This window comes from Rothia sp. HMSC062H08 (genome assembly GCF_001810775.1).
GTDB lineage: Bacteria > Actinomycetota > Actinomycetes > Actinomycetales > Micrococcaceae > Rothia.
In genome coordinates, this window is the sequence record NZ_KV802677.1 from 79,357 (window position 1) to 93,146 (window position 13,790).

General features: G+C 60.1%; 12 protein-coding genes and 1 tRNA gene. 3 read left to right on the forward strand and 10 right to left on the reverse strand.

The window, feature by feature from the left end:
- Window positions 1-173: 173 nt before the first annotated feature.
- Window positions 174-1,082 (forward strand): acyl-CoA thioesterase, encoded by a 909-nt coding sequence (locus HMPREF2765_RS08645; protein ID WP_049342090.1) that lies wholly within the window; start codon window positions 174-176, stop codon window positions 1,080-1,082.
- A gap of 134 nt (window positions 1,083-1,216) precedes the next feature.
- On the opposite strand, the gene HMPREF2765_RS08650 is transcribed toward HMPREF2765_RS08645, so the two are convergent.
- Complete coding sequence (locus HMPREF2765_RS08650) at window positions 1,217-1,792, reverse strand: HdeD family acid-resistance protein (RefSeq protein ID WP_141747357.1); 576 nt, start codon at window positions 1,790-1,792, stop codon at window positions 1,217-1,219.
- Window positions 1,793-2,082: 290 nt separating this feature from the next.
- A complete protein-coding gene (ettA, locus tag HMPREF2765_RS08655) occupies window positions 2,083-3,762 on the reverse strand; it encodes an energy-dependent translational throttle protein EttA (RefSeq protein ID WP_049345637.1) in 1,680 nt (559 codons plus the stop codon).
- 93 nt (window positions 3,763-3,855) lie between these two features.
- Here ettA and HMPREF2765_RS08660 point away from each other — a divergent pair, with 93 nt between their 5' ends.
- Entirely contained in the window at window positions 3,856-4,272 is a 417-nt protein-coding gene (locus tag HMPREF2765_RS08660) for an MmcQ/YjbR family DNA-binding protein (RefSeq protein WP_070593405.1), read from the forward strand.
- A gap of 698 nt (window positions 4,273-4,970) precedes the next feature.
- Here the strand turns inward: HMPREF2765_RS08660 and HMPREF2765_RS08665 are convergent.
- The 8 genes from HMPREF2765_RS08665 to ffh form a co-directional block, all read right to left on the reverse strand.
- Window positions 4,971-5,258, reverse strand: coding sequence for an antibiotic biosynthesis monooxygenase family protein (locus HMPREF2765_RS08665; protein WP_070605388.1), 288 nt, complete (start codon window positions 5,256-5,258; stop codon window positions 4,971-4,973).
- Between the two features lie 209 nt (window positions 5,259-5,467).
- On the reverse strand, window positions 5,468-6,436 hold the full coding sequence (gene trmD, locus HMPREF2765_RS08670; protein WP_049349076.1) for a tRNA (guanosine(37)-N1)-methyltransferase TrmD: 969 nt from the start codon (window positions 6,434-6,436) through the stop codon (window positions 5,468-5,470).
- A 3-nt stretch (window positions 6,437-6,439) separates the two neighbouring features.
- Entirely contained in the window at window positions 6,440-7,102 is a 663-nt protein-coding gene (rimM, locus tag HMPREF2765_RS08675; RefSeq protein WP_005505693.1) for a ribosome maturation factor RimM, read from the reverse strand.
- A gap of 193 nt (window positions 7,103-7,295) precedes the next feature.
- A complete protein-coding gene (locus tag HMPREF2765_RS08680) occupies window positions 7,296-7,541 on the reverse strand; it encodes an RNA-binding protein (protein ID WP_012903360.1) in 246 nt (81 codons plus the stop codon).
- A 2-nt stretch (window positions 7,542-7,543) separates the two neighbouring features.
- Entirely contained in the window at window positions 7,544-7,966 is a 423-nt protein-coding gene (rpsP, locus tag HMPREF2765_RS08685; protein ID WP_049358453.1) for a 30S ribosomal protein S16, read from the reverse strand.
- A 332-nt stretch (window positions 7,967-8,298) separates the two neighbouring features.
- Entirely contained in the window at window positions 8,299-8,787 is a 489-nt protein-coding gene (locus tag HMPREF2765_RS08690) for an NUDIX domain-containing protein (RefSeq protein ID WP_049345639.1), read from the reverse strand.
- A gap of 12 nt (window positions 8,788-8,799) precedes the next feature.
- Window positions 8,800-11,595 carry a hypothetical protein gene (locus tag HMPREF2765_RS08695; protein ID WP_070605391.1) on the reverse strand — a complete coding sequence of 932 codons (2,796 nt, stop codon included), beginning with the start codon at window positions 11,593-11,595 and terminating at the stop codon, window positions 8,800-8,802.
- Window positions 11,596-11,700: 105 nt separating this feature from the next.
- Window positions 11,701-13,278, reverse strand: a complete 1,578-nt coding sequence (gene ffh / locus HMPREF2765_RS08700) for a signal recognition particle protein (protein WP_005505683.1) — start codon at window positions 13,276-13,278, stop codon at window positions 11,701-11,703.
- A gap of 360 nt (window positions 13,279-13,638) precedes the next feature.
- Here ffh and HMPREF2765_RS08705 point away from each other — a divergent pair.
- A tRNA-Leu gene (locus HMPREF2765_RS08705) sits at window positions 13,639-13,721 on the forward strand.
- Window positions 13,722-13,790 lie beyond the last annotated feature (69 nt).

Below are 13,790 nucleotides of genomic sequence, written 5' to 3' on the forward strand. Positions count from 1 at the left end.
GTGATATATGCGATGGTGTGTTAGGGGAACGTTCCGGATTGTTCATCCAGATCGATAATCCGGGCCGTTGTTCCTAGTCAATGTTCCGAATCAACCTGTCGTGGTTGTCTCAGAGTATGCTCTCCCACTCTACGCCAGAAACCGGCTCATTGAAAACGTGCGAGAATAAAACCATGACCAAGCCCACTGTGACCCAAAACCTCATGCGGATGCTGGACCTCTCCCCCGTGGAGGCGGCGCCCGCCTCCTTCGGTAGTGATGAAGTGTCTACCGGCGTGACGCTCACCCGCGAGCAGCCGCGTACTTTCGGTGGTCAGGTTCTTGCCCAGTCGATTATTGCCGCCGACCGCACGGTGGAGGGCAAGGACATCCACTCGATTCACGCCTATTTTCTGCGTCCCGGCGATATTGAGCGTGAACTGTTCTTCGCCACTCAGCGCCTGAACGATAGCCGTTCCTTCTCGACCCGCCGCGTGCAGGTGTTCCAGGATGAGGCGCCCATGTTCTCTGCAATTATGTCTTTCCAGGCGGATAGCCGCGGCCCGGAGCACACCGCGGTCACCATGCCGGAGGTTCCGGACCCCGAGTCCCTTCCGAAGGTCAGCGATTATCTGGGCCAGCTCCCCCACCCCATTGCACAGGCGGTAGCGTGGGAACGTCCGATTGATATGCGCCACGTGGATGCGCCCCTGTACACTCAGCCGGATGCCTCCTCGACACAGCCGCGTGCCTGCGTGTGGTTCAAGACCTTTGACCGCCTGGTGCATGCTGATGGTTCTGAGGCGTCGGAGGCGGAGCACCGCGCCGCTATCGCCTACGCTTCGGATTACCTGCCGCTGGAGCCTGCTCTGCGTCGTCACGGCAAGTTCTGGCTGGAACCGGGCCTCAAGAGCGCCTCGCTGGATCACGCGATGTGGTTCCACCGCCCGGCGCGCGCCGACGAGTGGCTGCTGTACGTGCTGGATTCCCCGAGCGCGCAGGGCGGCAGGATGCTCGCGCAGGGTTCGATTTTCAATCGTTCCGGTGAGCTGGTGGCGACCGTGGCGCAGGAAATGATGTTCCGCCTGCCGGAATATCGATAAAGCAGAGCACCGCTAGGACTACCGGAAGGCGTCAGGCGAACCTGGCAGAGCATACAGAAAGACCGTGTGAGGTGGTTGTCTCACACGGTCTTTCTTATGTTCTAGTGTACGGTCTAGAAGCCGTTTGGAAGCTCTTATTTAGCTTCGCCGTCAATCACACCGTCCGGGGAAATGTGCACGGTGCTCTTGGTGCGGCGGGAAACAAAGAAGTCACCCACGAATACCAGACCGGTCACCAGAAGACCCAGTGCTGCCATCCATACTGCCGCCACGCCGTAGATTATCGGGAACAGCACCACGAGCAAGCCCAGAATAAGGGTACCAATAGCAGAGAGCTGCAGGTGGCGTCCGGCGGCGTAGCTCAGGTATTTCATGCCCTGGGCAGTCATCAGACGAATCAGCGCCCACATAATCATCCACGTACCCACAATGGTCGGGATGAAGGTTGCCTGTGCACCCACCGAGGCAGTCAGCAGAATCAGGCCAGCCACCACGGTCAAGATGCCGTCAACCAGGTCCCAGCCGGTACGTGCCTGCTTTGGCGTGCCGAAGTAACGTACCAGTTCAAACACGCCACCAAGCCACACCGAAATGGAGAACACATAACCCAGAACTACCAGCGGAATAGCGGGATTGGCGAACATGTAGATTGCCGCTGCAATCAGCAACAGACCGGTAACCAAGGACATCCAGTTATATTTTGAAAGCATAATGCTCTTCTCTTCGTAATCACATGTGTCAGTTGTACTTACGCACATACCCATTATAAACCGTAAATATGAAGTCCGCCACGATATATCGGTCGCCACTGAGCGAACTATTTCTACCGGCGAACACGCGACCCTCCCCTCGCCAGCACATACAGCAGCCAACGCGCGCAGCATCCAGTACACACAGCGCGTACGGCATCCAGCGCATATGGCATCTAGCGGGCACAGCAAAGCCCCGCCTCCCCACGCTTCAACAGCGCAGGAGGCGGGGCTCGCTACCGAACTAAACCCTATCGGGTCAGCTTGCGGTGCACCACGCGGTGCGGCTTGGCGGCCTCGGGGCCGAGGCGCTCAATCTTGTTCTTCTCGTAGGACTCGAAGTTACCCTCGAACCAGTACCACTGATCCGGGTTCTCGTCGGTGCCCTCCCACGCCAGGATATGGGTTGCCACGCGGTCCAGGAACCAACGGTCGTGAGAGACGACCACGGCGCAGCCGGGGAATTCCAGCAGCGCATTTTCCAGGGATGCGAGGGTCTCAACGTCCAGGTCGTTAGTGGGCTCATCGAGCAGCAGCAGGTTACCACCCTGCTTGAGGGTCAGCGCCAGGTTCAGGCGGTTGCGCTCACCACCGGAGAGCACACCCGCCTTCTTCTGCTGGTCCGGGCCCTTGAAGCCGAACGCGGAAACGTACGCACGCGAAGGCATTTCAACGTTGCCGACCTGGATGTAGTCCAGACCGTCAGAGACGACCTCCCAGAGGCTCTTCTCCGGGTCGATGTTCGCGCGGTTCTGGTCAACGTACGAGATCTTCACGGTCTCGCCGACCTTCAGCTCGCCGCCGTCGAGGGGCTCCAGGCCAACGATGGTCTTGAACAGGGTGGACTTACCCACACCGTTCGGACCAATCACACCCACAATGCCGTTACGGGGCAGGGAGAAGGACAGACCGTTAATCAGGGAACGGCCGTCGAAGCCCTTCTGCAGGTTCTCAGCCTCAATAACGACGTTACCCAGGCGGGGTCCCGGAGGAATCTGAATCTCTTCGAAGTCAAGCTTGCGGGTCTTCTCAGCCTCCGCAGCCATCTCCTCGTAGCGTGCCAGACGAGCCTTCGACTTAGCCTGGCGGCCCTTAGCGTTGGAGCGGACCCAGTCCAGTTCCTCGCTCAGGCGCTTAGCGAGCTTAGCGTCCTTCTTGCCCTGAACTTCGAGGCGGGCGCGCTTCTTCTCCAGGTAGGTGGAGTAGTTACCCTCGTAGGGGTACAGGTTACCGCGGTCAACCTCGGCGATCCATTCTGCCACGTGGTCGAGGAAGTAACGGTCGTGGGTAATCGCGATGACGGCACCCTCGTAGGACTGCAGGTGCTGCTCCAGCCAGAGCACGGACTCTGCGTCCAGGTGGTTGGTGGGCTCGTCGAGCAGCAGCAGGTCGGGCTTCTGCAGCAGCAGCTTGCACAGTGCCACGCGGCGGCGCTCACCACCGGAGAGGTGGGTGACGGGCATGTCAGCGGGCGGGCAGCGCAGCGCTTCCATTGCCTGCTCCAGCTGGGAGTCCAGGTCCCATGCGTTAGCGGCGTCGATAGCTTCCTGCAGCTGACCCATTTCTTCCATGAGGGCGTCGAAGTCAGCGTCAGGCTCAGCCATGAGGGCGGAGATTTCGTTGAAGCGGTCCAGCTTGGACTTGATTTCGCCCACGCCTTCTTCAACGTTGCCCAGAACGGTCTTTTCTTCGTTCAGCGGCGGCTCCTGCAGGAGGATGCCCACGGTGTAGCCTGCGGTCAGGCGCGCCTCACCGTTGGAGGGCTGGTCGAGGCCAGCCATGATCTTCAGGATGGTCGACTTACCCGCACCGTTCGGACCAACCATACCGATCTTGGCGCCGGGGAAGAACGACATCGTCACGTCGTTAAGGATGACCTTGTCGCCCACAGTCTTGCGGGCCTTGATCATCTGATAAATAAATTCAGCCATAGTTACCTATTTTAGCGTGGATTTGCCGGGCAGTACGAGAGTTTTAGGTTGCGTGCTAGGCGGGGTACCGTGCGGGGCACTAGACTCGAAGCTATGAGCACAAACCCCTCCCCCAAACTTCTGCGACCCGAGAACCTGGAGCAGACCCTGCACCGCCTCGCGCTCGCCATGCCTCTGGCAACCTCCGACCAGCCGTTCGGGCCCGAGCACACGGTGTACCGCATCGGCGGCAAGATGTTCGCCATGTACACGGAGGGTATCGGCTACCCCATCGTGAACCTCAAAACCGACCCGGAAGAATCCGAGGTGCTGCGGCGCATCTACCCGAGTATCATCCCGGCATGGCACATGAATAAGAGGCACTGGATTTCCGTGGGTGCCGGTGAGGGTGTCACCGAGCGGGTGCTAGAAGAGCTGGTCGAGGATGCGTACCTGCGCGTCATGTACTCGTTACCCAAGGCGAAGCGACCCATCGAGTTCCGCGAGCGCCCGGTACCCGAAAAGCACTAGGCTAAAACCACCAGGTGGGAATAATCCGCCAGAATTTTCGTCATTAAATAGCGGAGCGGGTGAGCCTCGGTCCGGACCACCGAATCGCTCACCCGCTAAGCAAAGCACTTTTCTATCCGCGACTGGGAGGGTCATCAACCACGATGAACGCTCGAACCACCAAGCTCCCATCCCATATATTGCGGGGTCCAGTACCATGCACCACTTGTGTGAATACGTGATAGTTGAGTCGGCTCCCCTGCCAGACCTTCCTATGCAGAGGAGGTACTCACACGGGTGCGCTGAATATTCCCTTGAGTGACTCGGCTGTCTCATGCGATGTAGCCGAGAGGGGATCGCTGTCCTCGCCCGAACTACCGGCACGGACGAAGTGTGCTCTCGGGAACAATAATAACCTTTTTGCATTAAAGTGTCACTTTCGGATTGAAGGATATAGAGGGCATTTATTGACCATAATTCAGGTGTTTTATAGCGCCGAACCCACATATCCAATAACCACGAAATACCTGCAGATTTTATGCCCCGAAAAATCAAGGAGGGGCCACGCTGACCCTTCCTTATACCGCCTCCACATGGGCTAATACCCACTTAAAGCAATATTCAGAAAAGTCAGTGCGACCCCTCACTATATGAGATAAATTCTTTATCTCACATGGGCTTCAGCCATAAATCCGGTCAGACGCAGACAAACACAGATGTTAGTCGTCGAACTCCACCTTCTCGAAGCTCATGGTGCCATCAGCGTGAGAGACAACAGTATTCGGGTCACGCTCACGACGAGCCGCCGCATACGCATCGTGGCTTGCCTCATCAACCCAGCGGGTCACCACAAAGTAGTCGCCGCCCTCATCCAGGGGGCGCCACAGCTCAAAACCCTCAAAGCCGGGGAAAGAGTCAGCGATGTGGCGAGCAGCGGCAAAGCGCTTCTCCAGCTCATCACGGTTGTCGCCAACGACAGCCAAACGGTGAACCTTAACAACGGACATGTGTCCTCCTTCTGTTGAGTACATGCTTTCAACGATGAAAGCGGGTTACAACCTCGCATCAGCTATAGATGAGCTATGTTCTTAGCGAGGTTAACCTCAGAATAACGGTTCGCGGGCACAAAAAATAGGGGTTAGCGCCAACTAACAGTTATATGACGCTAACCCCCATTCAGAGAATTATGAGGCACCCACAGGCACCCGTTCGAAGCTTAGGATTCCGGCTGGGTCTGCACGGTATTAGGCTGCACGGTATTAGACTGTGCAGTATCAGGCTGTGCCGCCTGAGCCGCGCTATCAGCCTGCGGTGCGGGGTTCTTCTTCGCCTTCTTCTGAGCCGCCTTCGCCGGGTTCGCAAAATGCACCCCACGCTCAGCCAAGAAGCGGCGATCCTTCTTATCCCACTGCTCCACCGGGTACGCCTCCAACAGGTCCGGGCGGCGCTCCAGGGTGCGCTCAATCTGACGGTCACGACGCCAACGCGCAATCGCACCGTGATTACCCGACAGCAGCACCTCCGGCACCTCACGCTCACGCCACACCGCGGGCTTCGTGTACACCGGATACTCCAGCAGACCGCCCGTATGCGACTCCTCCTCCAGGGAGGCGGGGTTACCCATCGCGCCCGGAATCAGGCGGGTGATAGCCTCAATCATCGCCATGACCGCAACCTCGCCACCGTAGAGCACGTAATCGCCCAGGGATACGGGCATCACGCGGAAGCTCTCCTGCGCCCAGTCCAGCACACGCTCATCAATGCCCTCGTAGCGCGCCGGAGCGAAGACAATATGCTTCTCCTCCGCCAGCTTGTACGCCATCGCCTGATCGAAAACGGCACCCGCCGGGGACGGGACAATCAGCAGCGGGCGGGTATCAGCGGCGGGTTCGGCGGGCCCAGTGCCCTCAGACTCGGCACCCTCAGACGCATCTTCGGTAGCGGCGTTTAGCGGGGAGGCGGCAAGCACCTCATCCAGCGCCAAACCCCACGGCTCCGCCTTCATCACCATGCCCGCGCCACCGCCGTACGGAGTGTCATCCACCGTGCGGTGACGGTCAAACGTGTACTCACGCAAATCATGCAGGTGCAGATCCACCAGACCCTTCTCGCGTGCCTTACCCAGCAGGGACAGCTTCAGCGGCTCCAGATACTCGGGGAAAATCGTGACCACATCGTAGCGCACGGACTACTCCCCCGCCTGCTCGGTCGCCTGCGCAGAATCCTGCTCAGCGTCCTCGACCAGGTCAATCAAACCCGCCGGAGGGGTCAGCAGCACAAAGCCGGGCTCATCCTCGGTCGAGGGAACCACCTCGGGCACAATCTCCTCAACAAAAGGAATCATGATCTCTTCACCCGCGCCGGAGGCAAGACGCGGCGAACGAGCCAGCTTAATCAGCAACAAATCCTGAACCGGCATGGTCTGCAGACCGGTCACCTTACCCAGCGGCTTACCCACAGCCGGGTTATCCACGGGGCTCTCACCCTCGGGAACGTCCGCCAGCAGGTACACGGGCAGGTTCACCAGCTCCTGCTCGTAGAAGCCCTCTTCATCGCCCTCGTCCTCGGGAACCTCGTAAACCAGGCGGCTGCCGCGCAACTCCTCAGCCTGGTTGCGGGTAGTCACCTCATCAAAACGGACCACCAGAATCTTCTTGTTCCAGCGGGCACCGGCAACCGTCAGCTCACCGGTAGGCGCCACAGAAGCGGCAGCAGAGCCGGGCTTGAAATTCTCGATACCGAGCACCTCACCGCGGGCAAAACGCTCCTGCGGGGCATCAGTAAAGAGCTGAACCGTCACCTCACCACGAATACCGTGAGGCTTACCGATACGAGCCACCACAACCTGCATAATTTTCCTCCGCTGGATACAAGCTAAAAACCTACGCCGTGCACGTGCACGGCTCCCACTATTCTACCGGGCACTTAGGACGGGCGCATTCTGCCGCCCGCGCTACAACCGGGACCGCTACCGGGACCGGGGTACGCGAAAGCCCCCGCCTTCCGGAAAAACTCCGGGAGCGGGGGCTTCAAGCGTTTACGAGCTAGCGTCGCTTTTTGTCGGTGTCGATAATGTCGATACGCATCGGCTCGCCATCAGAAATAGCCTCCATCACCAGACGGATGCTCTTGGCGGTACGACCAGACCTGCCGATAACTCGGCCCAGGTCATCCGGATGCACGCGAACCTCAAGGGTTTCACGGTGACGCTGAGTGCGCAGGCGCACCTTCACGTCCTCCGGACGATCGACAATCCCTCGAACCAGGTGTTCGAGTGCGTCAGCCAACATAATTACTCAGCTGCTTCCTCAGCCTCAGCCTCGGGTGCTGCTTCCTCAGCAGCCTCTTCAGCCTTCTCAGCCTTGGGGGTGATAGCCTCGGGCAGGATCACGGAACCCTTTTCGGGAACAACGAACTCAGCCTTAGCCTCGACGGGCAGAACCTTGGACTCTGCCTTCTCGCCCTTGAATGCAGCCCAGTCGCCCGAGAGCTTCAGCAGAGCCAGAACCTGCTCGGTCGGCTGTGCGCCGACGGAGAGCCAGTACTGAGCACGCTCAGAGTTGATCTCGATACGCGAGGGGTGCTCGGTCGGGTGGTAAATACCAATCTCTTCGATGGTCTTACCGTCGCGCTTGACGCGCGAATCAGCGACCACAACGCGGTAACGAGGATCGCGGATCTTACCCATACGCTTGAGACGAATCTTAACAGCCACTTTAGTGGTTACTCCTGTTTCATAATTTGGTGCGAGGCACACGGTTCAGCACCCGTGGGGCGGGCCATTCACGGCGCCTCTATGGACACAACGGCGCGCGAAGAGAGGGGTCGCGCGTCGCCGGGTACTCAGCTAGGGTATCAGAGCCCAAGATTTTAAGCTAGCGACACGGAAAAATAATTGCCGCAGGCACCGAACATCACTTTTAAACAGCGTTCTGTTCCCGTGATGTGCCCGGCTGTGCCCGGTCACTCGGCTGTTACTCGGCTCAAATAGCTGCCCCGGCGCCCTCACCGATGAGCTCTAGTCGAGGTTGCTAGGAATTGATGTGGCTAGGAGTCGAGGTTGCTCATCTCCAGAGTCTCCCCCGTCTCCAGGGCGCGGTAGCACTCACGCAGACGCTCCACCATCGACGGGCGCACATAACCCTCCAGGTTCTCCGGAGCCACCCACTCGTAGGTCACCAGCTCGGCATCCTGCAGGGTAATCTTCGTATCCGCCGCAATCACGCCGCCGTCGTACATGTAGTAGGTCGAATCACCCCACACACCCAGCGACAGGCCGTGGAAAATCAGCAGCACGCGACCCAGCTTCAGGTCCAGGCCCAGCTCCTCCACAATCTCACGCTCGCAACCGGGCTTGGGGGCCTCGCCCGCCTCCACGGTACCGCCGGGAAGAATCCAGCCGTCCTTATAGTTCGGCTTCACCAGCAGCATCTCGCCGCGCTCATTACGAATCAGCGCGCCCGCCGCCAAACGGCGCGTAGGCAGGGTGGCGATAAAAGCCTTCAGCTCTTCATCGCTCAGATAGGAATCCTTCATGGCTTCTTTCCTTTAGCGGTCGGTTTTCTTCGCAGCGCGCTGCCTGATGCTACGCACTATACCCAGGGCACGCTCACGCAGTCCAGAGGGTGCCTGCTCCGTGGACGGGGCGGCATCCTCCACCGTGCGGTAGTTGCCCTCACGTAGGTCATCAATGAGAGTGCGCTTGGTCGAGGGCTGCTCACCGGTGGTATCCCCCGGATGCACCAGCTCAGCATCCGCAACCGGGCGGGCATGCTTCTTCAACTGGGTCTGCTCGAAAGAACGCAGAACCGTCGGAATCAGAGCCGACTCGACCGTAGCGTTCAGCGCAAAGAGCGCGGCAGCCACCGAGAACTTACGGCTCGCCTTACCCTGCGCGCGGCGGCGGCGCGCCACATTCGCCAAGGTCAGGGCAATAGCGCTCTGAGCCGTCACATCCGCGCCCAGGACAAGACCCACGCGGCGGGTCTTCGCACGAATCTGCTCCGGGGTCAGGCGCTTGCGGCGCGAACGAGGCGCGGGACTCTGAGCGGAGGTGGTCTGCGGTGCGGGAGCCTGGGGTGCAGGACTCTGATCTGCAGAGCTTGAGGAAGCATCGAGCACGGTCTCAACGCTCGGGGCGGCTTCGTTCTGAGGTGCGAGCGCGACAGAAGGCTCGGGAGCCTGCTGGCTTACCTTTGCCTCGTGCGATGCCTGCTCCTCGGTAGGCGAAGAGTCAGCCTCGTGCAGGGCGCTGTCAAGAGACAGGTAGCCCTCTTCGGTCTCCACGAAGGAATCCGGCGCAGAGTCCTCCGGCGAACCCATGTGCGTGTACTCGTAGGGGATGTGCGCGTTGTTGAGAGCGTCCATCCACTCGGAGAGGGTCACGCGGCGGCCGGTCGCAACCAGTCGGTAGCTACGCTCCATGGGCGAGGGGAAGTTACCCGGGTAGGGCTCAATCTCCTCGTCATCTTCGAAGGAATCGTCCTCTACGGGGGTGCTCTCGGAGAAAGTAGCCTCGGCAGCGGAGTCATCCAGCGGGAAGGTAACGTCCAGAGCTTCAGAAGTCTGCGCCTCATCAGCAGCTTCAGCTGCGTCGGCAGAGTCAGTCTCAGCAGAACCGGCGGGCTGTGCGAGCTCCTCATCCTCGTTGCCAAAGACGCGAGCCGTGCTAATCGACGCCACGTCAAAACCGGTGGTCGGAACCAGCGCCAGCTCCGTGGGAACGTCCAGCAGCTGCAGCACCGACTCCAACGCCAGGGTATTGCTCGTATCGCGCAGGTACGCATTCAGGCGGCGGCCGGTAATGGAGTCAGCCTCCACACCAAACATCGCCATGACATTAGCGATGCCCTGCTCGATTTCTTCCTCATCGGAACCGAAAATCTTCGAACCCGAAAGCTCCGGGGCGCTACCGGGAAGCTCCGAGAGCAGGTCCTCCAACATGCCGCCAAAACGTGCGACTTCCTCACGGCTGAGGGCCCGGTTCAGGCGCTTAGGCACACGCTGCCAGGTGAACTCCTCCACGATGTTCTCGTAGGGTTCGCCGAACGCCTCCAGGTACCACTCCTCATCCGAGTAGGGGTCGCGGGCGGGCTCTTCATAGACCACCAGGTGCTGCTGGTTCGAGTTGCCCTCAGCAATCAGGGCGTTGCAGTTCAGCAGGCCCAGCAGCGCCATCAGATCCACCGGGTCGGCAGAAATGAGGGTCCACTCCCCCGCCGGCGCGGCAACAACCTGGCGGGTACCGGCAGGAAGGTACGCCAAAAGAAGTCCGGTAATCATGTCAATGGGCAGGTCGACGAGCATGGCGGCGTCGCCGTCCACCAGGAACTCCAGCTCACCCTGCCCACCGGGCAGCTCCTCCCACACGGTCGCCTCACCCTCAAGGGCGGCACCAGTAACCGGCAGCTGATCCACCAGCTGCGCCACGTAATCCTCAACGGGGGTACCCACGTGCAGGTGGCCGTCAGCGACCTCCAGCACGTTCATGTAGCCCTCATCATCCACGGCGCACAGCACGTAGAGCTGCACCTGATGCTCCCCCATCTCGTAGGCAATCAGCTCCGGGGAGGCGGCGGTCGCCTCAATAAGGGCGGCAATCAGCTCCTCATCGGTGGTGGAACGAGCCATGATGCGGCGGCGCTGAATCTTCTCCTCCAGCTCCATGGTCTGCTCGATGCGCTCATTGCGCTGCTTCTCGGCGGTGCGCTCCTCATCCTGGGCGCGCAGGTACTCGGGGCTATCCGATTCGCCGGTTCCGGCGGGTGCGGGGGCCTCATCCCACATGCCGGTGAGCTTATCGACGGTCCACTCTTCGCTCTCCAGGGCGGCGGCGAGGCGGTCAACCTTCGTGCGGTCGTTCCAGGCGCGCTGCGTATCGGGATCTTCCGCCTTCACCTCATCGTGCATGCTGCGGGCTTCACGAATGAGGTTCAGAATGGTTGCGGCAACGTCGTCAACGGCGGGGTCGTCGCTCTCACTGGAGTAGACGAGGTCACCCGCCAGCTCAGCGGAGTGTTCACCGTATTCGAGGGCGATGCGCGCCCAGACAGGGGTGTACCCGGGAAGGATGCTCGAATCATCGTCGAAGTCGCCCATAAGGTCGCCTGCGAAGTCATCCGAAAAGTCATCATCAAGATCCTCTGCGGAAGCTTCGGAGAAGCCCAACGAGCCCTCCTCAGCTACAGGCTCGCCTGCAGACTCCTCTACAGACTCGGCGGCAGATTCAGTAGCAGGTTCCTCTACAGAATCATCAGCGAAGGCGCGCTGAGACCACGGCGTGACCTGCTCATTCAGCTGATCATCCGCGTTCTCTCGATCCCAATTCTGCTCGTTCTGAGCCATTGATACCTTCCCTTCACACACCCAAACCGGGCACCATACCGGTACGGGTGCGCCCCGTCACCACGTGCGCACCCGTACCACCCCTCGCGGGGCTCATATTTGCTCTTACTGCAGGAACTTCTCGAAGCCCTTCGGCAGGTTCATGCTGGACAGATCCATCTCCTGGTTCTGAGCCTGCTGACCAAACGCAGCACCGGCGCGAGCCTGCTGCGCCTTAGCTGCTGCCGCCTCCTGCGCCGCACGCTTCTGCGGGTTGCCGGAGCGAGCCTTCTTCTTCTTGTTGTTCTTCGCGTTCTTACGAGCGCCACCCGCCGCAGCCGCCATACCGGGCATCTGCATACCGCCGGGCATGCCGGGCATCTTGCCCGAAGCGAGCTTCTTCATCATCTTCTGAGCCTGAGCGAAACGCTCCATCAGCTGGTTCACCTCAGACACGGTCACACCCGCACCCTTAGCGATACGGGCACGGCGAGAACCGTTAATGATGCGCGGAGCCACACGCTCGTGCGGGGTCATGGAGCGAACAATCGCCTCCACGCGGTCAATCTCGCGCTCGTCAAAAGCCTCAAGCTGCTGGCGCATCTGAGCCGCACCGGGCATCATCATGAGCAGCTTCTTCATGGAACCGAGCTTACGAATCTGCTGCATCTGAGCCAGGAAGTCCTCAAAAGTGAAGTCTTCCTGATCGATGAACTTCTTCGCCATGCGGTCGGCTTCAGCCTTATCCCACTGAGCTTCAGCCTGCTCAATCAGGGTCAGGATGTCACCCATGTCCAGGATGCGGCTTGCCATACGGTCCGGGTGGAACTGCTCAAAGTCAGTGACGTTCTCACCGGTGGACGCGAACATAATCGGCTTGCCGGTCACCGAAGCCACCGACAGTGCCGCACCACCGCGGGCGTCACCATCCAGCTTGGACAGGACCACACCGGTGAAGTCCACGCCCTCGTTGAAGGCGTTAGCGGTGTTCACGGCGTCCTGACCGATCATCGCGTCGATGACGAACAGAACTTCGTGCGGCTCAATAGCGTCACGGATGTTACGTGCCTGCTGCATCAGCTCAGCGTCAACACCCAGACGACCCGCGGTATCGACGATGACCACGTCGTGTAGCTTAGCGCGCGCCTCAGCCACACCGTCACGTGCCACCTGCACGGGGTCGCCGGTGGGTACGTCAAACTCGCTGGTCACACCGGGGTGCGGCGCGTACACGGGCACGCCCGCACGCTCACCAACGACCTTCAGCTGGGTCACCGCATTGGGGCGCTGCAAGTCGGATGCAATCAGCATCGGGGTGTGGCCCTGGCCCTTCAGCCAGTGAGCCAGCTTGCCCGCCAGGGTGGTCTTACCGGCACCCTGCAGACCCGCCAGCATGATGATGGTCGGGCCGCTCTTCGCCATGTTGATGCGGCGGGTCGAACCGCCGAGGATGCTCACCAGCTCCTCGTTCACAATCTTGACGATCTGCTGGGAGGGGTTCAGCGCCTCGGAAACCTCCGCACCGAGAGCGCGTTCCTTCACGTGGGCGGTAAATTCGCGGACCACGGGGACGGCGACGTCAGCGTCGAGCAGGGCGCGGCGGATTTCGCGTACGGTTGCATCAATGTCTGCCTCGGAGAGGCGGCCCTTGCCGCGCAGGTTCTTAAAAGTTGCCGTCAAGCGGTCGGAGAGAGAATTGAACACGATCCGTGATCACTTTCTTAACGTTGAGGTGGCCCCCAGCCGCGAAGGCGAACGGGGATGGTTAGTCAGTCTTTAAGGATACAGGATGCGCGCTTTCTCCCCCGCCTCCACCTGTGGATAAGTGGCGCCGGTTCACCCTGAGCTCAGGATTTACGCTCAGGATTTACACTCAACATCCCCTCCCGCACCCCTCAGCAAATGCGCGGCAGGTACCAGACTTACCCCCTCATAGACGCGCGACAGAAACCCTCAGCAGATGCTCCGCACCCCGCCTCAGCCTGCTCAACACGTCAGATAGATTAGATTTTCTAGACAGCCTGGGTTAGAATTCTAAAGGTGTTACGTACAAATGCGTGATACGCCCGAGTGGCGGAATTGGCAGACGCGCCTGACTCAAAATCAGGTTCTTCGGAGTGTGGGTTCGAGTCCCACCTCGGGCACCAACGCAAAAGCGGCGGGAAAGCTTCAAGCTTTCCCGCCGCTTTTGCGTATCTACCCTACGCCCACCCGGC

Bases quoted from the DNA above. Each gene is read 5' to 3' on its own strand.
- rimM (WP_005505693.1), bottom strand. From the start codon at position 7,102: ATGCAGGTTGTGGTGGCTCGTATCGGTAAGCCTCACGGTATTCGTGGT.
- ettA (WP_049345637.1), bottom strand. From the start codon at position 3,762: ATGGCTGAATTTATTTATCAGATGATCAAGGCCCGCAAGACTGTGGGC.
- HMPREF2765_RS08695 (WP_070605391.1), bottom strand. From the start codon at position 11,595: ATGGCTCAGAACGAGCAGAATTGGGATCGAGAGAACGCGGATGATCAG.
- HMPREF2765_RS08650 (WP_141747357.1), bottom strand. From the start codon at position 1,792: ATGCTTTCAAAATATAACTGGATGTCCTTGGTTACCGGTCTGTTGCTG.
- HMPREF2765_RS08665 (WP_070605388.1), bottom strand. From the start codon at position 5,258: ATGTCCGTTGTTAAGGTTCACCGTTTGGCTGTCGTTGGCGACAACCGT.
- HMPREF2765_RS08645 (WP_049342090.1), top strand. From the start codon at position 174: ATGACCAAGCCCACTGTGACCCAAAACCTCATGCGGATGCTGGACCTC.
- HMPREF2765_RS08660 (WP_070593405.1), top strand. From the start codon at position 3,856: ATGAGCACAAACCCCTCCCCCAAACTTCTGCGACCCGAGAACCTGGAG.
- HMPREF2765_RS08690 (WP_049345639.1), bottom strand. From the start codon at position 8,787: ATGAAGGATTCCTATCTGAGCGATGAAGAGCTGAAGGCTTTTATCGCC.
- HMPREF2765_RS08680 (WP_012903360.1), bottom strand. From the start codon at position 7,541: ATGTTGGCTGACGCACTCGAACACCTGGTTCGAGGGATTGTCGATCGT.